The following is an 18,088-nucleotide window of genomic DNA, read 5'->3' as shown; positions in this document are numbered from 1 at the left end:
AGTCCGTCCAATTAAACACTGATCCAGTCAAAGCCCGCCGTCTGACAGGCCACCCGCACCTCGTCGTCGGCACAGTCGAGCACCTGTGCCAGCGCCCGCCGCGCGAGCGCCGCCGTGTTGTTCCGCTTCGACACGTGCGCGGCGACCACACAGCGCAGCCGCTCGTGCTTGAGTTTGCCGAGCAGCGCCGCCGACTGGCCGTTCTCGAGGTGGCCGAAGCGGCCGCCGACGCGACGCTTGAGACTCGCCGGATAGGGCCCGTTTTCCAGCATGACGGCGTCGTGATTGCATTCGAGCACGAGCGCGTCGACGCCCGCCAGCGTCGCCTCGATATGGGGCGTGCCGCAGCCGGCGTCGGTGAGCACGCCGAGCCTGCGCTGGCCGTCGCCGAACACGAATTGCACCGGTTCGCGCGCGTCGTGCGGCACCGGAAACGGCTGGATTTCGAGATCGTCCAGCGCGAACGCCGCGTGGCTGTCGATCACCTCGACCGTGACGCCGGCGAGATCGTTCGCCATGGCCAGCGTCCCGGCGGTCAGCCGCACCGGCAGCTTGTACTTGCGCGCCAGCCGGCCGACCCCGCCGATATGGTCGCTGTGCTCGTGCGTGACGACGATCGCCGCGAGGTCGCCCGGTTTGAGGCCGAGCCGCGCCAGACGCACGGTGCTTTCCGCCAGCCCGAAGCCGCAATCCATGAGCACCCGGGTCGCGCCCGCCTCGACGACGAGGCCGTTGCCTTCGCTCCCGCTACCGAGACTCGCGAACCGCATCAGCGCGCTTCCTGCATCACTTCAGCTCTTTGTGCAGCAGATTGATGATCCGGTTCTGCGTCGCCGCGTCGGCCGCCCTGCCCTCCCCGCCCGCGACGCGGACCCGGCTCTTGCCTTCCCCGGCCTCGTCGACGACGATCTGCAATTGCGGCGACGCCTGATCCTTCTTGCTGCGCCAGAAGGCCAGCTTGGCGAACATGCCCTCGTCGCGCTTGCTCGCGTTGTCGGCGTCAGGGTCGATGTAACGCACGAAGTAGGTGCCCTTCGAGCGGTCGCGGTCCTCGACCGCGAAGCCGACGCGGTCGAGCGCGAGGCCGACGCGGCGCCAGGCGCGGTCGAAGCCTTCGTCCATTTCGAGCAAACTGCCGCCGGCGTCGCGGATCACGCGCGCCTGGTCCGGCGTCTGTTTCGCCGTGAGCAGCGTCTGGGCGCGATTCTCCTCGACGCCAAAGCGCAACATCAGACGACGCAGCATCTCGGCCTCGAGTTCTGGATCGGCCGGGCGCGGCTGCCAGACCGTCTTGTCCTTGCCCTCGGTCGCGTAGACTTCCATCATGCCGCGGTGGCTCAGATAGATTTCGGTGCCGCCTGACCCCGCCTCGATGCGTGTACGGAACTTGTCGCGCTCGGCGGTCGAGTAGAGGCCATCGAGCACCTTGCCGAGCGTGCGGCGGATCACGTCCTGCGGGATCTTGGCGCGGTTTTCCGCCCAGTCGGTTTCGATCACGCCGGTCTCCGGGGACTCGAGATTGACGATGAAGCCGTTCTCCTGCCAGAAATCCTTGATCACCGGCCAGACCTGTTGCGGCGTCGCCTGGACGACGAGCCAGCGCTGCGTGCCAGCGCGTTCGATACGCGCCTTGTCCTGCGCCGGCAGCAGGCTGGGGGTGCCGGAGGGCGCCGCCTTGCGTTCCGCGCTATAGGTCGAGAGCGTCGCGGTACCGCTACCTTCGGTGTCTGGAATCGCGTAGCGGTTGTCGGCGGTGGGCGCGACCAGATCCGGCGGGATCTCGAGCGTCGGCAGCTTGTTCGAAGACTTGTAGTCGATCTTCTTGGATTCCACGATGCCGCAACCCGATGCAGCAAGGGTGACCATCAAGAACAGGGGCAATAAACGCATGAAAGGGTGTCCTAAATCGCGGGTTTTACATCTGGAGCACGCAACGCGGCCGCGTCACGCTAGATCAATTCGGCGTGGCGCATTGCGGCGCGCACGACTTCGTGCTGTCCGCCAGACAGCGGCGTCAGCGGCAGGCGCAGGCCCGGGGGAATCAGGCCAAGTTCGGCGCACGCCCACTTGACCGGAATCGGATTGGCTTCGACGAAAAGCTTGCTATGCAGCGGCAACAGCGCGTCGTTGCATTCGCGCGCACGCGCGAGATTCCCTTCGAAGGCCGCGACGCACATTTCGTGCATCAACCGAGGCGCGACGTTCGCCGTGACCGAGATCACGCCGTGTCCGCCGAGCAACATGAACGGCAACGCCGACGCGTCGTCGCCGCTGTAGAGAGCAAAACCCTTCGGCACCCGACGCACCAGATCGGCCGCGCGTTCCATGTTGCCAGTCGCGTCCTTGAGGCCGACGATGCCGGGCACTTCCGCGAGGCGCACCGCCGTGTCGTTGGCGAGATCGGCCACCGTCCGCCCGGGCACGTTGTAAAGGATGAGCGGCAGGTCGACCGCTTCGGCGATCTTGCGGTAGTGCTGGTAGAGCCCTTCCTGCGTCGGCTTGTTGTAGTAGGGCACGACCGAGAGGCCCGCCTGGGCACCGGCCGCGCGCGCGCATTCGGTGAGCGCGATCGCCTCGCTGGTCGAATTGGCACCGGTACCTGCGATGACCGGCACGCGTCCACCCGCCTGTTCGACCGCGGTGCGGATCAGCAGACAGTGCTCGTCGAAGTTGACCGTCGGCGACTCGCCGGTCGTGCCGACGATGACGATGCCGTCAGTTCCCTGTTCGATGTGCCAGTCGATCAGACGGCGCAACGCGCCCAGATCGAGCGCGCCGTCATCCGACATCGGGGTCACGATCGCGACCAGGCTTCCTCTGGCCGTGCTTATTTCTGCCATGCTGTTTCCGCCGCTGTTATGGGACTGCCGCGCCGCCTTGGGGCGACAGCCGTGATAAATCGCCACATTCTAATCCATCTGGCCGCGGGGCGTGACGCGACCGGCGTCATCGCCCGGCGAGCGCGGCCATCCAGGTCGCCAGTTGCGCGACGGCGGAGCCGATTCCCTGGCTGATCCGCGGCACGGCCCAGATCCACGCCAGCACGAGAGCCGCAGCCGCGATGCCGAGGCCCGCCGAGAACAGGTCGAGGCCCGGCGTCGTCCGCGCGACGAGGGCGAATGCGAGTTGCACGAGCAGCACAAGCGCCAGCAGCGGCAAGGCCAGTTGGACCCCGGCCGCGAAGAGCCAGGCGCCGGCTTCGGCGAGCTCGCGCAATGCCGCGGCCTCGGGCAAGACCGCGAGCGGCATCGCCGTGAAGCTGTCGCGCAGGGCGTCGACCACGAGCAAGTGTCCGCTCGCGCCGAGGAAGGCCATCGCGGCGAGCCACCCCGCCAGCGCCCGCCACGCGGCGTCGGCCGGCGCGGCCTGCTCGGCCGTCAACGTCATGAGACCCGCCGTCGCGGTGTGCCCGGTCCAGGTCAGGGCGGCGGCCGCCGCCGCGAACACGAGCCACACGCACAGGGCCAGCGCGGCGCCCCACGCGAACTCGACGCCGAGCGCGAGCAGCCCGGCGGCGGTAAAGGGCGGCGGCACCGCGAGCGTCTGACCCGGCATCAGCGCCAGCGCGAGCACCGCCGCGAGCAGCAGGCGCAGGCCGACTGGCAGGCGACCGGTCAACGGGTCGAGCAGCGTCCACCCCGCAAGGCGGGCGAAGCCATAGAGCCAGGCACCAAGCGCTGCTTCGGTCAGTGGCACCGCTGCCCCGGGTTCGGCGCAAGCCGGGTCGCTACACCTTTCCGCGGCAAGCTCGTCATTCGAGGAGGCTCGGGAAATCCGTCAGCACGCCCCGCGCGAATTCCACCAGCTGATCGCTCATCCAGCCGCCGAGCGCGGCGAGCACGAGCACGACGATCAAGAGCTTGGGCACGAAGGCGAGCGTGGGCTCGAGAATCTGCGTCGCTGCCTGGAAGAGACTGACGGCGAACGCGACGAGCAGCCCCGCGACCAGGAGCGGGCCGGCGATCGTGACGGTCAGCCAGAGCGCGTCGCGGGCCAGGTCTTCCATCAGAAGCTGCCGATGAGGGAGCCGACCAGCAGATGCCAGCCGTCGACCGCGACGAACAGCAAGAGCTTGAGCGGCAGCGAAACGAGTTGCGGCGGCAGCATGATCATTCCGAGCGCGGTGAGCACGGCCGCGACGACAAGATCGATCACCAGAAACGGCAGAACGACCATGAAGCCGATCTGGAACGCGGTCTTCAGTTCGCTCGTAAGGAAGGCCGGCGCGAGCGCGGCGAGCGGAACCGTTTCCGCGCGCCTCGGATCAACGGTCGGGTCGTCCTCGACGAAAAGCGCGAGATCCTCCGCACGCGTCTGATGCAGCATGAAGCGCTTGAGCGGCGCGGCCGCCTCGGCGGCGGCCTCGTCGAGGGCCAGCGTTCCCGCGAGATACGGCTCGTAGGCGTCCGCGTTGATCGTCTTCAGCGCCGGCGACATCACGAACAGCGTCAGCAGCACGGCGAGGCCGGTCAGCACGAGATTCGGCGGCGCCGTCGGGCTGCCGATGCCCTGACGCAACAGGAACAGCACGACCGCGATCCGGGTGAACGCGGTGAACGCGAGCAGCAAGGCCGGAAGAAACGGAAACAGCAGCAGCCACGGCAGGCTCGCGGCCGGCACGCCAATCACCTCGCCGCCTGCGGCCGGCGTCACCGCGAGCAGCGGCACGGTCGGTTCCGCGCCCAGAGCGGGCGTGCTCAGAGCGAGCGTCAACAGCAGCAGGCGACTCATCGGGAAGACTCCGTGCCGGCCGCCGGCTTGGGCAGCGTGTGGAGCAATCGCACATTGCCGCCGCCCACGCCGAGCGTCAGCCAGGTATTGTCGATCTCGACGACGACGACGCGCTCGCGCGGCCCGACCGAGGTCGTGCCGATCACCTTCACGATCCCCTGCGAGGCCATCCCGGGCAGGTAGCGTCGGGCCAGCCATGCGACGGCGACGAAGCCGCCGAGAATGAGGGCCAAGCTCACGAACACACTCAGCATGCTGCCGGTCGCGTCGGGGGCGGCCGCCCACACCTGTGCGGGCACGAACAGCATCGCCGCTGCGCACGTTCGTCTAGCCATGTCGAATGACCTCCTGCGCCCAGCGCGTCATGTCGCGTGAATCGCTCGGCAGTGCGAGCGTGAGCAAGGATCGCGTCGCCTCCGCGCTCACCTGCCAGGCGAGGCAAGCCGGCAACGCGGCGACCGGGGCGTCGAGCCAGGTCTCGGCCAGAACTTCGTCGAGGGTCTGCAGCAGGCCGCGCGGCACGCCGGCGGCACGCCCCGCGACGTGACGGCCGCCGAGACGACGCGTGAGCCACAACGCGGCGAGCGTGTTATCGGGCTGCCAAAGCGGGCCGGGCACCTCGGAACAGGGCGCGCCGGTTTCGCTCACCTGCACCGGCATGCGCAGGCGCGCGCTCAAGGTCGCCGCCAGCCTGCGCGTCAGACGGGGCGCCAATCCTTCCGGCGGCGCGGGGGCCGGGCCGGCAAGGAAGGCACATTCTTCGGCCGACAGGTCGAGCAGCTGCATCAGCGCACCCCCCGCCCGGCGCGGCCGTGGATCAGCTCGACCAGTTCGTCGTGCTGGCGCTGCTCGATGCGCCGTTGCTGGACTGCCGCATGGGCGCGATGGCGCGCCTCGAGCAGCCGCAAGGCCTTCACCTTCTGCTCGACCTCCATCCATTCGGCAAGCCGCGCTTGCCACGCGCGGTGCGCGTTGTCGATGCTCGCCTGTGCCGCCGCCATCTTCGCGGCCTGCGCGCGCTGCAGGCGGCTGGTTTGCTGCAACTGCGCCGCGCTCACGCCGGCACGCAGTTCGCTCGCAAGTTCGCCGATGTGGGCGTCGCGCAGGGCGAGGAGCCGCACCTGATGGCCGCGCGCGCGCAGCCAGACGCCATGCGCGAGCTTGACCGTCCGCGCCAGCGTCTCGCTGCGGCGCTCGGCCAGCTGCAACACGCGCGCGAGCGCGAACGGCTTCACCCGAGTATCCCTTCGAGGCCGTCGCGCGCCGCGTCGAGCGAGGCCTGCTCGCGCATGCCCTGCATCAGGTAGCCCTGCATGCGGGGATACAGCCGTACGCCCTCGTCGAGCACGACGTCGGCGCCGGGAACGTAGGCGCCGACTGCGAGCAGATCGCGGCTGCGCATGTAGCGCGAATAGAGATATTTGAATCGGCGCGTACGCTCGAGCGCCTCCTCCGTCAGCAGGTCGGGCTGCGCCCGGCTGATCGAGGCCTCGATGTCGATCGCAGGATAATGCCCGGCGTCGGCAAGGTCGCGCGAGAGCACGATGTGGCCGTCGAGAATCGCGCGAGCGGCGTCGGCGATCGGGTCCTGCTGGTCGTCGCCTTCCATCAGCACGGTGAAGAACGCCGTGATCGAGCCGCTGCCGCTACGGCCATTGCCGGCGCGCTCGGCGAGCTGCGGCAGCTTGGCGAATACCGACGGCGGATAGCCTTTGGTCGCCGGCGGCTCGCCGATCGCCAGCGCGACCTCGCGCTGCGCCATCGCATATCTCGTCAGCGAATCCATGATCAGCAGTACGTGCTTGCCCTGGTCGCGGAAATATTCCGCGATCGACATCGCGTAGGCCGCGCCGTTGAGCCGCATCAACGGTGGATGGTCGGCCGGCGCCGCGACCACCACGGCGCGCGCCATGCCCTCGGCGCCGAGGATGCGGTCGATGAACTCCTTGACTTCGCGGCCGCGCTCGCCGATCAGGCCGACGACGACGACGTCGGCCTCGGTCATGCGCGCCATCATGCCGAGCAGCACACTCTTGCCAACGCCGCTGCCGGCGAAGAGGCCGAGCCGCTGGCCACGTCCCACGGTCAGCAGGCCGTTGATCGCGCGCACGCCGACGTCGAGCGTCTCGCGGATCGGCGCGCGCTCGAGCGGGTTGATCGGCCGGCTGTAGAGCGGCACGCGGCGCTCGAGCGACAAGGGGCCGATACCGTCGAGCGGGCGGCCCGCGCCGTCAAGCACGCGTCCGAGCAGGCTGTCGCCGACCGGCACCTGGCGCACGCGGTCCTGGGCGCGACGGCGCGGGATGTAGCGCATGCCGAGCCGCGGCGGCTGCGCGGCGAGCGGGTTGTCCGGCACCACGCGCGCGCCGGGCATCACGCCGTAGATGTCGGTAGCCGGCATGATGAATAGCCGGTCGCCGGCGAAGCCCGCGACCTCGGCCTCGATGCTTTGCCCGCCCGGAATCTGGATGTGGCACTGGCTGCCTACCGGCATGCGCAGGCCGACGGCTTCCATGACCAGGCCCGACACCCGCGTGAGCCGGCCGCTCGCGGCGATCGGCGTCGCCCAGCCCGTGGCGCGGCGACAGTCGGCGAGGTATTCGCGCAGGCGGACGATGCGATCCATTATCCTGAGAACCCCGGTTGGACGCGTTCGAGTGTGCGGCTGTCGAGTCGGCTGGCAAGGCGCAACGAGGCAGCATGGTCATTCCATGCAACGAGGCGCAACGCCGCCAGACGGCGCGACAGTCGTGCAATCGAATGCGTAGCGTCAGATTCGGACATCGAAGATTCTCGACGCTGATTCAGAAAGTGATGGCAAATTAGCAGCAAGAGCGGTCAACCGGGGTTCCCAGGATACTATTCGAGCCAGTTCTGATTGGAGCCGAGGACCTGCACGACCTGGCGCCAGCGCGCCGGCAGTGTGCCGTCGAGATCGCCCTGTCCGGTTTCGATCATGCAGCCGCCGCGCACCATGCGCACGTCCTCGACGATGCGCAGCCGGTTCTTGTCGAGCACCTGGTCGAGATGCGGCCGCACCAGCGCGGCGTCGTCCGGATGCAGCAGCAGACGCGCCTCCCGGCTGGTCTCGGCCATCTGCTTGAGCGCGAGGTTGACGACGTCGAGGATGCGCTCCGGACGCACCGCGAGTTCGCCGGCGACGACCTGGCGCGCGACGTCGAGCGCCAGGTCGAGCACCATGTCGGCGAGGCGGAAATCGAGGTTGTCGAGTGTCGCCGAAAAGCTTTCGACGAGCTGCTTCATACGCCCGCAGGCCTGCTCGCCGGCGGCGCGGCCGGCGGCCATTCCCTCCGCGTAACCTTCGGCGTGTGCGGTCTCGCGCAGGCGCGCGAGTTCGGCTTCGGGGTCGACCGCAGGAGCCGCCGGGCTCGCCGGCGCGGCCTCCACGACCTCCCACTGCTCGAAGGCGGTGGCGTCGTCCGACGGCTTGTCGCCCAGGCTCATACCGTCTCCTCCTCGGGGTAATCGATCGCGCCCTCGGCGACGAGTCGCCGCAAGGTCGCACCGGCCTCGTCCTGTGCCGCCTGGATCGCCGTCACCGGCACGGCGCCGAGGGTGTCGAGATCGTCCTTCATCCGCCGCGCGGCGGTCGGGCTCATCACTGCGGCGAGCGCCGCGAACACCCGTCCGTCGCTGCCCTTGAGTGCATGCAGAAGCGTGCGCGCGCCGACGTTGCGCAAGAAGGCCTTGCGCCCCGGCTCGGGCAGCCGCACGAGGTCTTCGAAGACCAAGTTGCGTGCGCGCAGCCGCGCGGCGAGCCCTGCATCGTTCTGGTCGAGCTGGCTGAGCGCCGCCTCGACGCTGCCCGGGCTCATCTGGCCGAGCAGGCGCGCCGCGGCGGCCTCGCCCTGCGCCGACTCGCCCTGATCGAGCGTCGCGAGCCAGTCGTCGAGCTCGCCGAGCATGTCGCCGTCGGGCACGTCGCTATGCGCGAGGCTCGAGAGCGTGTCGGCGCGCGTCTTGCCCGGCAGCAGTTCGAGCACGGCGGCCGCGACGTCGCGCGGCAGACGCGCGCACACGACCGCGATCAGTTGCGGCGGCTGCGTTTCGAGCAGGCCGGCGATCTCGGTCGGCTCTCGCCACGCGAGTTTTTCCAGCGCCTGCGCCGTGCCCGCGCCGAGACGCTGCAGCAGCATCTGGGCGCGCTCGGGGCTCAGCGCACGCTTCAGCGTCTCGTCGAGGAAACGCCCGGTGTCGGCGGCGAATCCGGTCTGCTCGGCGGCTTCGGCGTGGTAGTCACGGAGGATTTCGCGCACGCGTTCGCGCGGCAGCACCTCGAGCTCACGCATCGCGGCACCGAGCCGCCCGACTTCGAGCGGGCTCAGGTAACGGAGCACCGCAGCCGTCGCCTCCTCGCCGAGGGCGAGCAGCAGCGCCGCGGCTTTTTGCGTGCCGGCCTGGCTCATGCGCGCATCCACAGCTTGATCACGTCGGCGGCGACGCGCGGGTCGGCGAGCACTTCGGCCCGGGCGGCGTCGAGCTCGGCGTCGAAATCCTCGCCTGCTGTCTCGGCCGCGGGCGGAACCCTGCGCCGGCTTAACTGCCAGCCGCCGAGGACGAGCGCGCCGGCCAGGGCCGCGACCAGCGCGAGCGACACCGGCGAGGCTGCAGGCTTCTCGACCACCGGCGGCGCCGGCCGTGGCGGCGCGCGAGCGGCAGTGCATAGACGTTCAGGGCGTCGCCGCGCGCAGGCTGCAGGCCCAACGCCTGCCGCGCCAATTCGTCGGCCTTGCGGATCTCGTCCGGCGCAGCGTCGAAAGCGAGGATGACGATTGCGTCGATGCGGCGGATCCGGCCTTCGGGCTCGACCGTCGTACGCACCGTCTTTTCGAGCGGCCGGGCCTGTCCCTCGCCCGCTACCCGGCGCATGCGCTCGACGGTCTCGCGCGTGGTGGCGTCCTCGAGGGTCGCCGTCACCTGCACGCTGACGCGCTCCGCGCCGAGCCATGGCGTCAGCACGGCGAGCGCGCGCCGCGCCAGATCCTGCTCGAGCGCCACGCGCAGCGAGGGCTCGATTTCCGGCGCAGCGCCGCCGAGCACGACGCCGCGCGGGTCGAGCACCTGGACGTCGGCGCGCTTCATGCGCGGCACCGCGGCTGCGACCAGCGTCTGGATCGTCGTCACCTGCTCGGTCGACAGTTGCGCACGCGGGCGCAGACGCACCAGCACCGCCGCGGTGGCGCGCGGCGCGTCACGCAGGAAGGGCGAGACCTTGGGAAGCGCGAGATGGACGCGCGCAAGCTCGACCGCCTCGAGCGACTGGATCGAGCGCGCAAGCTCGTGTTCCAGCGCGCGCTGCTGGCGTTGCTGTTGCTGCAACGACGACAGGCCGAAGCTCGGCGCCCGCTCGACGTCGGCCTCGACGTCGGCGTCCGAGCGCGGCAGCCCGAGCGCCGCAAGGCGATAGCGCGCGACGTGCAAAGTGTCGACCGGCACTTCGATGCGGCCGTCGCCGGCGGAGAGGCGGTAGGGAATGCCGAGCTGTTCGAGCGCGCCAATCACCTCGCCGCCGACACGATCGGACAACTGCCCGTACAGCACGCGATAAGCGGGGGGATTGAACCAGATGTAGGCGGCAGCAAGCGCGCCGAGCGGCACGAGAATCAGCAGGGCGAGCGTGAGGCGGCGCCACGGGCTCGCCTCCGCGACAAGCTCGCGCAGGAAGCTCAGCCCGGCCGGCACGGCTCGCACCTTCCTCGCATCGCTGCGCGGGTCGCCTGTTCAGGCCGGGCCGCGCGCAGGGTCCGTCCCTGCCTGGCGGGGTCCGGCGCCCGCTCGCGCGTGGCGTCCGGCATGTTCGCGTCCTGTGGAATCGGGCGGGTAGTCACACGGCGATTATATTGAAGCGGCACCGAAATGGCTGCATGCCGCCGGACTTCGCCTTGATCCCCGCCTGCCGCACGGACGAATCACAGCCAGTCCGGACTGGCGACCGCGCGCAGCACGACCTGCAGGCGCCCGTTGCGTTCGCGGTTCTGGAACCACCAGATTCCGCCCTTGCGCATCGCGACGTCGCCCTCCTGGCCGGCCAGCAGATGAAGCGCGACCTGCCCGAGCGTGGGCTGATGGCCGACGATCAGCACGGGGTAGGCGCCGTCCGGCCAGCCTGCCGCCGCGAGCACCGCGTCGACGCCCGCACCCGGCGCGAGTTCGGGCAGCTGGTCGTAATAGCGGCCGAGCGCCTGCGCGGTCTGGACCGCGCGTGTCGCCGGGCTGACCAGAACGCGGATGTCCTGTGGCAGCCGCGGGTTGAGCCAGTCGGCCATGCGGGCGGCCTGCTTGCGGCCGCGACCGGTCAGCGCGCGGGTCATGTCGGGGCTCGTGTCTTCGGCCTCGGCGTGGCGCCACAAGATGAGTTCCATCGGTCTTCCTCCCAAAAAAAGCGGATCGTGGATTGCACCGCGCCGCAACGGCAAGGCTGTGGGCACGATCTACCAGTAGGTTTTCGCTTTCAACACGGCGCGCACCGGCCCTGCGCTCTGTCCGACACCGGCGCCCGCCTGCTGCGCCGCGAGCCAGCCGAGCGCAAAAGCGCCCGTGGCGCCCGCATCGACTTCCTGCAACAGCCGCGTCGCGGTGCGCAGGTCGTTCGCGCGCCCCAGGCTGTCCTGCGCCTCGCGCAGCGCCGCGACGTAGCGCGCCCGCCGCCGACGCCGCTTGCCCGTCGCGTCGAACAGGGCCTCGAAAAATTCGGCGGCGTACCGCTGCCGCTTGATCGCGATGCGCAGCGCATGGCGTCGCGCCGCCGAGGCCTTACTGAATTTGCGCGCGCGACGGGCGATCCGGCGTTCTCCGTTGTCGAGCGCGCCACGCGCAAAGGCTTCAAGCGGCGCCTGCTGGGCGTCGCGCTGTGCGGGCGCAAAGGGGCGCCCCGACGGGTCGCTGCGCCAGCCCGCCTGCTGCAGCCAGCGCTGCATCGCGAGAAGCCAGCGTCCCGGGCGAGCCGCGCGCAGGGTCGCGTGCATCTCGGCACGGACCGCGGCGCGGCGCGCATCCAGCGTCTCGCCCCGCTGCTGCCACAACGCGGTGTCCGGGTAATGAGGCGCGATCGCCGGCAGCGTCTCGCTGCAGAATACATCCCAGTCGCGGGCGGGCCCGAGCGCGGCTGCGAGCTCGCGCACGACGGCGGCCAGTTCGTCGGGCGGGACGCAGATCCCGCGGTACAGCCGCAGCGCGGCGCGCAGCCGGCGCAAGGCGACGCGCGCCTGATGCACGAACTCGACCTCGTCCGACTCGAGCAGGCCGTGCAGGTTCGCCTGGAAATGTTCGAGGCAGGCCTGGCAGGTCGCGGCGAAGCCCTCCTCGACGCGCATGCCTGCGTCGAGCGCGAGCGCTTGGGCCCCGGTCGCACCGGGGACCTCGCCGCGCACGAGCGCGATCCCGCGCGCAGCCTTGCTCGCGTCGAGCGGCACGCAATCGAAGGCCTCGGCCCATTCGAGGGCAAGCACAAACAGCGCGTCGGGCTCGCCGGCCTTGAGTTCGAGTTCGATTTCGCACAGCGGCAGCGTCCGCTCGCCGACCTCGCCTTCAAGGGCGGGGGCCTCCAGCGTGCGGATAGTGCCGAGATCGAGCGCGACCTCGATGCGGTCGCCGTTGTCGGACGCGACCTGCCAGGTCGTCCGCTCGAAGCCGGTTTCGAACAGCGGCCGCACCTGCGCGCGCAGCGCCTCGGGCACGTAGTCGCGCGCCTCGGGCGGAAACCGGGCCCAGTCGAGTGCGTCGCCGTCGAGCGGCATTTCGAACTCGACGCGCCGCGACAGCCCGCCGTGTGACGCGCTCGCGGTCTTCAGGGTCTGCAGCCAGACCGCGCCGGCCTGACGGACGCGGAGCGCGACGCCGCGGGCGGCGAGGTCGAAGTCGGGCGTATCGAAATAGCGCGTCACGAGCGCCTGCTGCTGCGGCGCACTGCGCGTGCCCCTGCCCGCCCGGCGCCGCGCCATCTTCTTGCGGAACGCCTCGACCTGCCCGGGCGGCAAGGCCAGCTTGAGCTCGATTTCGAGCGGATGCGCGGCGGCCATAAACTCCGTGTCACGAGAAACGTCGAGGCTTATCATTGAAGCACACCCTGACCACCGGCTCATGAACCTGCCCAGCCCCGACACACTCATCAATCGCGAACTCGGCATTCTCGGCTTCCAGCGCCGGGTCCTCGCCCAGGCCGAGGACCCGGCCGTACCGCTGCTCGAGCGGCTGCGCTTTCTGTGCATCGTGTCGAGCAACCTCGACGAGTTCTTCGAGGTGCGCGTCGCCGGCCTCAAGGAACAGATCCGCGCCGATTCGACCCGCACCTCGCCCGACGGCCTGACGCCGCGCCAGCAGTTCCGCGCCGTGGCGGACGCCGCGCACCTGCTCGTCGCGCGCCAATACGCGCTCTTCAACGAGGACCTCATTCCGGAACTCGCCGCGCACGGCATCCATTTCATCCGCCGCACGCAGTGGGACGAGGCCCAGGCGGCGTGGATACGCGACTATTTCTTCAACGAACTGATGCCGGTGCTGACGCCGGTCGGCCTCGACCCTTCGCACCCGTTTCCGCGCGTGCTCAACAAGAGCCTCAATTTCGCCGTCGAACTGTCGGGGCGCGATGCCTTCGGCCGCAATTCGGGCGCTGCCGTCGTGCAGGCGCCACGCTCGCTGCCGCGCGTGATCCGTCTGCCGCCCGAGATCGCCGGCGCCGAGTACGGCTTCGTCTTCCTGTCTTCGATCCTGCACGCGCACGTCGGCGAACTCTTCGCCGGGATGACGGTGCAGGGCTGCTACCAGTTCCGCGTCACGCGCAACTCGGACCTCTTCGTCGACGAGGAGGAAAACAAGAACCTGCGTCAGTCGCTGCAGGGCGAGTTGCCGCAGCGCCACTTCGGCGCCGCCGTGCGCCTCGAGGTCGCCGACAACTGCTCGCCGGAGATGGCGGCCTTCCTGCTCGCCCAGTTCGAGCTCGACGCCGACGACCTCTACCAGGAACGCGGCCCGGTCAACCTCGTGCGGCTCATGCAGGTGCCGGACTGGGTCGAGCGGCCCGACCTCAAGTTCACGCCCTTCGTCCCCGCGCTGCCGGCGCGGCTCGCCAAGCAGGACGACATCTTTGCGCACATCCGCAAGAACGACATCCTGCTGCATCACCCCTTCGAATCCTTCCAGCCGGTCATCGACTTCATCGAACAGGCCGCCGCCGATCCCGCCGTCGTCGCGATCCGCCAGACCGTCTACCGTACCGGCACCGATTCGCAGCTCATGCAGGCGCTGATCCGCGCCGCCCAGTCCGGCAAGGAAGTCACGGTCGTCGTCGAACTGATGGCGCGCTTCGACGAAGAGGCCAACATCAACTGGGCGGCCAGGCTCGAGGAAACCGGCGCCCACGTGATCTACGGCGTCGTCGGCCACAAGACCCACGCCAAGCTCGCGCTCGTCGTGCGCCGCGAGGAAGGCAAGCTCAGGCGCTACGTCCACCTCGGCACCGGCAACTACCACGCGCGCACCGCGCGGCTCTACACCGACTTCGGCCTGCTCACCGCCGACGAGGCGATCAGCGCCGACGTCGCGAGTCTCTTCACCCAGATCACCGGGCTCGGCAAGGCCGGCAAGCTCAAACGCCTGTGGCAGTCGCCGTTCACGTTGCACAGCGAGGTCATCGCCGCGATCAACCGCGAGGCCGGATTCGCCGCCGCCGGCAAGCCCGCCGCGATCGTCGCCAAGATGAACGCGCTGGTCGAGCCGCAGGTCATCGCCGCGCTCTACGCCGCGAGCCAGGCCGGCGTCCGGATCGATCTCGTCATCCGCGGCGTCTGCGCGCTGCGCCCGGGCATCCCGGGCCTCTCGGAGACAATCCGCGTTCGCTCGGTGGTCGGGCGCTTTCTCGAGCACTCGCGGATCTTCTACTTCCGCAACGGCGGCGACGAGCAGGTCTACCTGTCGTCGGCCGACTGGATGGACCGCAACTTCTTCCGCCGCATCGAGACGAGCTTTCCCATCCTTAACCCCAAGCTGAAAAAGCGCGTCATCAACGAAGGCCTCACGCCCTATCTGCGCGACAACGTCCAGGCCTGGGATATGCAGCCCGACGGCAGCTACCGCCGCCGCACCAAGCGCGGCGCGAAAGCCTATTGCGCGCAGTGCGCACTGCTGGCGCTGCTGACGACCCCCAGCTGACAAACCGCCCTCGCACGGGATCGGCGCCGCCCGTCACGCCGCCCGTGACTCCCCCTGCGCGCTCATCGGCGGGCAACGCCGGACCGCCGCGGGCAGCGGTGAAACGAATTACACTCGGCTTATTTATTGCGTCCTTTCGGGCTGCCCCGATGAACCTGCATCTCGCTCCCCTTCGGCTCCTGTTCGTGGCATTGCTGGCCGGTTGCCAGGCGGCCGACGAGGACCGGTTTCAAGGCTATGTCGAAGGCGAGCCGGTCCTGGTCGCAGCGCAGCAAAGCGGCCAGTTGACCTCACTGCAGGTGCGACGCGGCGACATGATTGCGACGGGCGCGCCGCTTTTCAGCCAGGATGCGGCGACCGAAGCCGCCAGCCTCGGCGAGGCCCGCGCGCAGCTGGCACAGGCGCAGGCTCAGTTCGGCAATCTCGCGACCGGCAAGCGACCGCCCGAGATCGCGGCGATCGCCGCCCGCGAGCGCGAGGCCGAGGCGCGGCGGGAGCTGTCCGCCGCCCACCTCGCGCGTCAGGAGGCCCTGGTCGCGAAGGGCTTCATCAGCGCCCAAGCCCTCGACGAGGCGCGCGCGCAACTCGCGCGCGACGAGGCCAGCGTCGCGCAAACGCGGGCCGAACTCGCGACCGCGCGCCTGCCGGGCCGCCGCGACGAGCGCGCCGGTGCCCGCGCGGCGGTGTCGGCGAGCCAGGCCGCGCTCGAGCAAAGCGCAATCAGGCTCGAGCAGAAATCGCAGCGCGCCCCCGTGGGCGGTTCGGTGCAGGACGTGTTTTTCCGGGTGGGCGAATGGGCGACGCCGGGGCAGGCGGTGGTCTCGATCCTGCCGCCGCAAAACATCAAGGTCCGATTCTTCATTCCGGAACCCCGCCTCGGCGCGCTGCGGACCGGGCAAGGCGTCGCGATCCACTGCGACGGCTGCGGCGCCGGGATCCCCGCCACGATCCGCTTCGTCAGCGCCTCCGCCGAATACACGCCGCCCGTGCTGTACAGCGAAAAGAACCGCCATCGGCTCGTCTACCTCGTCGAAGCCTGGCCGGCCGCCGGGGACGCCGCGCGGCTGCACCCGGGGCAGCCCGTGAGCGTCGCCCTCGACAGCGGCAAACGATGAGTGGCGATTACGCCATCGACGTGCAGGGCCTGAGCAAATCCTTCGGCCGCAAACGCGTCGTCAACGATCTGAGCCTGCGCGTCGAAGCGGGCGAGATCTACGGTTTCCTGGGCCCCAACGGCAGCGGCAAGACGACCACCATCCGCATGCTCTGCGGCCTGCTGACCCCGGACGAAGGCCAGGGCACCTGCCTCGGCTTCGACGTGCTCCGGCAAAGCGCCGAGATCAAGAAGCAGGTCGGCTACATGACCCAGCGCTTCAGCTTCTACGAGGACCTCACGATCCGCGAGAATCTCGACTTCGTCGCGCGGCTCTATGCGATGCCGGAACGCAAGCAGGCAGTCGAAGCCGGCATGGAAGACCTGGGCCTCGCCGATCGCGCGAACCAGCTCGCGGGCACGCTTTCCGGTGGCTGGAAGCAACGGCTCGCGCTGGCCGCGTGCATGCTCCATCGGCCCAAGCTCCTGCTGCTCGACGAACCGACGGCCGGCGTCGACCCCAAGGCACGGCGCGACTTCTGGGACGAAATCCACCGCCTCGCCGGCCGCGGCATCAGCGCGCTCGTGTCGACCCACTACATGGACGAAGCGGCGCGCTGCCATCGCCTCGCCTATATCGCGTTCGGCAACCTGCTCGCCTCCGGCACGCCCGAAGAACTCATCGCCCAAAGCGGCCTCTCGACCTTTCTCGTGAAAGACGACGACCCCGCGCTGGCACCGCGCCTTCGCGAATTGCCCGGGGTGCAGCAGGTCGTCGCGATGGGCAACGTCTATAGCGTGAGCGGCGAGGATGGGGCATCGATCGAACGCAGCCTCGCCGCCCTGCCGGCGCTGCGGTTCGAGCGTGCCGAAACAGGGCTGGAACAGGTCTTCATCCGGCTCATGGACACCGTGCAGGACCCGCTGCCGTGAGGTCCGCGCTGGCCTGGCACCGCCTGTGGGCGATCGTTCTGAAGGAATTCGTGCAGATGCGGCGCGACCGCATCACCTTCGCGATGATGGTCGGCATCCCCGTGATCCAGCTCGTGCTGTTCGGGTTCGCGATCAACACCGACCCCAAGCGGCTGCCGACCGTGGTCTTCGACGCGAGCCAGAGCGCCTATTCGCGCAGCTTCGTCGCCAGCCTCGAAAACAGCGGCTATTTCAACGTGCTGGAGACCCCCTCCACCGTCGCCGAGGCGCGCGAGGCGCTCGCCATCGGCGAGGTCCAGTTCATCGTCTCGATTCCGCCTGATTTCTCCCGCCAGCTGATCCGCGGGGAAAAGCCGGTGCTGCTGCTCGAGGCCGACGCGTCCGATCCCGCCGCCACCGGCAACGCGCTCTCGGCGCTCGCGACGATCAACCAGACCGCCTTGCAGCATGACCTCAAGGGCCCGCTGGCGCCGCTGGCAGGCGGGCCCGCGCCGTTCGAAATCCGCGTTCAGCGCAACTACAACCCCGAGGGCATCACGCAGTACAACATCGTGCCGGGCCTCATGGGGACGATCCTCACGATGACCATGATCATGATGACCGGCATGGCGATGACCCGCGAACTCGAGCGCGGCACGATGGAAAACCTGCTCGCCTTCCCGGTGCACCCGCTCGAAGTCATGATCGGCAAGATCCTGCCCTACATCATCGTCGGCTACATCCAGGTCGCGGTCATCCTGATCGCCGCGCATTTCCTGTTCGGCGTGCCGATCGCCGGCAGCCTGTCCTTGCTGCTGGCCTCGGTGCTGGTTTTTCTTGCCGCCAATCTCACGGTCGGCATGATGTTCTCCACGCTGGCCAAGAGCCAGTTGCAGGCGATGCAGATGACCTTCTTCTTCTTCCTGCCGTCGATGCTGCTGTCCGGATTCATGTTCCCCTTCCGCGGCATGCCGCACTGGGCGCAGGTCATCGGCGAGGCCCTGCCGCTTACCCATTTCCTGCGGATCGTTCGCGGCATCATGTTGAAGGGCAACGGCTGGGCCGAAACCTGGCCCAATGTCTGGCCGCTGCTGCTGTTCATGGCGATCGTGATGGCGATCGGCTTCAAGCGCTACCGCAAGACGCTCGACTGACAAACCGCCGCGCGCCCCGGGGGCCGGCCCC

The 18,088-nt window shown here is 69.4% G+C and carries 20 protein-coding genes; 4 read left to right on the top strand and 16 right to left on the bottom strand.

Translation table 11 applies throughout. The annotated features are described in order from the left end of the window. Positions 1 to 11: 11 nt before the first annotated feature. The 16 genes from TBD_RS05535 to TBD_RS05465 all read right to left on the bottom strand — a co-directional run bounded on the left by TBD_RS05535 (position 12) and on the right by TBD_RS05465 (position 12,770). The gene (locus tag TBD_RS05535; protein ID WP_011311612.1) at positions 12 to 770 is read right to left on the bottom strand and encodes an MBL fold metallo-hydrolase; all 759 of its coding nucleotides are present in this window, start codon (positions 768 to 770) and stop codon (positions 12 to 14) included. A gap of 16 nt (positions 771 to 786) precedes the next feature. After that, positions 787 to 1,890 carry an outer membrane protein assembly factor BamC gene (gene bamC, locus TBD_RS05530; RefSeq protein ID WP_011311611.1) on the bottom strand — a complete coding sequence of 368 codons (1,104 nt, stop codon included), beginning with the start codon at positions 1,888 to 1,890 and terminating at the stop codon, positions 787 to 789. 59 nt (positions 1,891 to 1,949) lie between these two features. Further along, positions 1,950 to 2,840 (bottom strand): 4-hydroxy-tetrahydrodipicolinate synthase, encoded by an 891-nt coding sequence (dapA, locus tag TBD_RS05525; RefSeq protein WP_011311610.1) that lies wholly within the window; start codon positions 2,838 to 2,840, stop codon positions 1,950 to 1,952. Between the two features lie 106 nt (positions 2,841 to 2,946). Continuing rightward, positions 2,947 to 3,696, bottom strand: a complete 750-nt coding sequence (locus TBD_RS05520) for a flagellar biosynthetic protein FliR (protein WP_011311609.1) — start codon at positions 3,694 to 3,696, stop codon at positions 2,947 to 2,949. Positions 3,697 to 3,751: 55 nt separating this feature from the next. Further along, positions 3,752 to 4,006 carry a flagellar biosynthetic protein FliQ gene (locus TBD_RS05515; protein ID WP_011311608.1) on the bottom strand — a complete coding sequence of 85 codons (255 nt, stop codon included), beginning with the start codon at positions 4,004 to 4,006 and terminating at the stop codon, positions 3,752 to 3,754. Continuing rightward, a complete protein-coding gene (fliP, locus tag TBD_RS05510; protein ID WP_011311607.1) occupies positions 4,006 to 4,731 on the bottom strand; it encodes a flagellar type III secretion system pore protein FliP in 726 nt (241 codons plus the stop codon). Before fliP ends, TBD_RS05515 begins: the two co-directional genes overlap by 1 nt. Further along, the gene (gene fliO, locus TBD_RS05505) at positions 4,728 to 5,066 is read right to left on the bottom strand and encodes a flagellar biosynthetic protein FliO (RefSeq protein ID WP_011311606.1); all 339 of its coding nucleotides are present in this window, start codon (positions 5,064 to 5,066) and stop codon (positions 4,728 to 4,730) included. Before fliO ends, fliP begins: the two co-directional genes overlap by 4 nt. Continuing rightward, positions 5,059 to 5,517 (bottom strand): hypothetical protein, encoded by a 459-nt coding sequence (locus TBD_RS05500; RefSeq protein WP_011311605.1) that lies wholly within the window; start codon positions 5,515 to 5,517, stop codon positions 5,059 to 5,061. The genes fliO and TBD_RS05500 overlap by 8 nt, the downstream gene beginning before the upstream one ends. Beyond that, on the bottom strand, positions 5,517 to 5,966 hold the full coding sequence (locus TBD_RS05495; RefSeq protein ID WP_011311604.1) for a flagellar export protein FliJ: 450 nt from the start codon (positions 5,964 to 5,966) through the stop codon (positions 5,517 to 5,519). The genes TBD_RS05500 and TBD_RS05495 overlap by 1 nt, the downstream gene beginning before the upstream one ends. Continuing rightward, positions 5,963 to 7,357, bottom strand: coding sequence for a flagellar protein export ATPase FliI (gene fliI, locus TBD_RS05490; RefSeq protein ID WP_011311603.1), 1,395 nt, complete (start codon positions 7,355 to 7,357; stop codon positions 5,963 to 5,965). Before fliI ends, TBD_RS05495 begins: the two co-directional genes overlap by 4 nt. Positions 7,358 to 7,590: 233 nt before the next feature. Beyond that, on the bottom strand, positions 7,591 to 8,196 hold the full coding sequence (locus TBD_RS05485; protein ID WP_011311602.1) for a flagellar assembly protein FliH: 606 nt from the start codon (positions 8,194 to 8,196) through the stop codon (positions 7,591 to 7,593). Next, the gene (locus TBD_RS05480; protein ID WP_041432409.1) at positions 8,193 to 9,158 is read right to left on the bottom strand and encodes a flagellar motor switch protein FliG; all 966 of its coding nucleotides are present in this window, start codon (positions 9,156 to 9,158) and stop codon (positions 8,193 to 8,195) included. Before TBD_RS05480 ends, TBD_RS05485 begins: the two co-directional genes overlap by 4 nt. Next, positions 9,155 to 9,349, bottom strand: coding sequence for a hypothetical protein (locus TBD_RS15100; protein ID WP_081429997.1), 195 nt, complete (start codon positions 9,347 to 9,349; stop codon positions 9,155 to 9,157). The genes TBD_RS05480 and TBD_RS15100 overlap by 4 nt, the downstream gene beginning before the upstream one ends. Beyond that, positions 9,289 to 10,434 (bottom strand): flagellar basal-body MS-ring/collar protein FliF, encoded by a 1,146-nt coding sequence (gene fliF / locus TBD_RS05475; RefSeq protein ID WP_011311600.1) that lies wholly within the window; start codon positions 10,432 to 10,434, stop codon positions 9,289 to 9,291. The genes TBD_RS15100 and fliF overlap by 61 nt, the downstream gene beginning before the upstream one ends. Before the next feature lie 227 nt (positions 10,435 to 10,661). After that, complete coding sequence (locus TBD_RS05470; RefSeq protein WP_011311599.1) at positions 10,662 to 11,114, bottom strand: SixA phosphatase family protein; 453 nt, start codon at positions 11,112 to 11,114, stop codon at positions 10,662 to 10,664. Positions 11,115 to 11,183: 69 nt separating this feature from the next. Beyond that, positions 11,184 to 12,770 (bottom strand): CYTH and CHAD domain-containing protein, encoded by a 1,587-nt coding sequence (locus TBD_RS05465; RefSeq protein WP_041432407.1) that lies wholly within the window; start codon positions 12,768 to 12,770, stop codon positions 11,184 to 11,186. Positions 12,771 to 12,831: 61 nt separating this feature from the next. Between TBD_RS05465 and ppk1 the strand changes: the two genes are divergently transcribed. The 4 genes from ppk1 (at position 12,832) to TBD_RS05445 (ending at position 18,057) form a co-directional block, all read left to right on the top strand. After that, positions 12,832 to 14,898, top strand: a complete 2,067-nt coding sequence (ppk1, locus tag TBD_RS05460; protein WP_011311597.1) for a polyphosphate kinase 1 — start codon at positions 12,832 to 12,834, stop codon at positions 14,896 to 14,898. Between the two features lie 149 nt (positions 14,899 to 15,047). Continuing rightward, on the top strand, positions 15,048 to 16,013 hold the full coding sequence (locus tag TBD_RS05455) for an HlyD family secretion protein (RefSeq protein WP_041432406.1): 966 nt from the start codon (positions 15,048 to 15,050) through the stop codon (positions 16,011 to 16,013). Next, positions 16,010 to 16,924, top strand: a complete 915-nt coding sequence (locus TBD_RS05450; protein WP_011311595.1) for an ABC transporter ATP-binding protein — start codon at positions 16,010 to 16,012, stop codon at positions 16,922 to 16,924. The genes TBD_RS05455 and TBD_RS05450 overlap by 4 nt, the downstream gene beginning before the upstream one ends. Next, entirely contained in the window at positions 16,921 to 18,057 is a 1,137-nt protein-coding gene (locus TBD_RS05445) for an ABC transporter permease (RefSeq protein WP_011311594.1), read from the top strand. Before TBD_RS05450 ends, TBD_RS05445 begins: the two co-directional genes overlap by 4 nt. The last annotated feature ends 31 nt before the right edge of the window (positions 18,058 to 18,088 follow it).

Source organism: Thiobacillus denitrificans ATCC 25259, assembly GCF_000012745.1.
Classification (GTDB): Bacteria; Pseudomonadota; Gammaproteobacteria; order Burkholderiales; family Thiobacillaceae; genus Thiobacillus; species Thiobacillus denitrificans_B.
Note: the sequence above shows the minus strand (reverse complement) of the source record. Positions and strands in the feature narration are given on the sequence as shown.

Coding starts and splice junctions, on each gene's coding strand:
- TBD_RS05455 (WP_041432406.1), top strand. CDS start 15,048: ATGAACCTGCATCTCGCTCCCCTTCGGCTCCTGTTCGTGGCATTGCTG.
- fliO (WP_011311606.1), bottom strand. CDS start 5,066: ATGGCTAGACGAACGTGCGCAGCGGCGATGCTGTTCGTGCCCGCACAG.
- TBD_RS05485 (WP_011311602.1), bottom strand. CDS start 8,196: ATGAGCCTGGGCGACAAGCCGTCGGACGACGCCACCGCCTTCGAGCAG.
- TBD_RS05470 (WP_011311599.1), bottom strand. CDS start 11,114: ATGGAACTCATCTTGTGGCGCCACGCCGAGGCCGAAGACACGAGCCCC.
- fliP (WP_011311607.1), bottom strand. CDS start 4,731: ATGAGTCGCCTGCTGCTGTTGACGCTCGCTCTGAGCACGCCCGCTCTG.
- TBD_RS05465 (WP_041432407.1), bottom strand. CDS start 12,770: ATGGCCGCCGCGCATCCGCTCGAAATCGAGCTCAAGCTGGCCTTGCCG.
- dapA (WP_011311610.1), bottom strand. CDS start 2,840: ATGGCAGAAATAAGCACGGCCAGAGGAAGCCTGGTCGCGATCGTGACC.
- TBD_RS05500 (WP_011311605.1), bottom strand. CDS start 5,517: ATGCAGCTGCTCGACCTGTCGGCCGAAGAATGTGCCTTCCTTGCCGGC.
- TBD_RS05450 (WP_011311595.1), top strand. CDS start 16,010: ATGAGTGGCGATTACGCCATCGACGTGCAGGGCCTGAGCAAATCCTTC.
- TBD_RS05515 (WP_011311608.1), bottom strand. CDS start 4,006: ATGGAAGACCTGGCCCGCGACGCGCTCTGGCTGACCGTCACGATCGCC.
- TBD_RS05480 (WP_041432409.1), bottom strand. CDS start 9,158: ATGAGCCAGGCCGGCACGCAAAAAGCCGCGGCGCTGCTGCTCGCCCTC.
- ppk1 (WP_011311597.1), top strand. CDS start 12,832: ATGAACCTGCCCAGCCCCGACACACTCATCAATCGCGAACTCGGCATT.
- TBD_RS05535 (WP_011311612.1), bottom strand. CDS start 770: ATGCGGTTCGCGAGTCTCGGTAGCGGGAGCGAAGGCAACGGCCTCGTC.
- fliI (WP_011311603.1), bottom strand. CDS start 7,357: ATGGATCGCATCGTCCGCCTGCGCGAATACCTCGCCGACTGTCGCCGC.
- bamC (WP_011311611.1), bottom strand. CDS start 1,890: ATGCGTTTATTGCCCCTGTTCTTGATGGTCACCCTTGCTGCATCGGGT.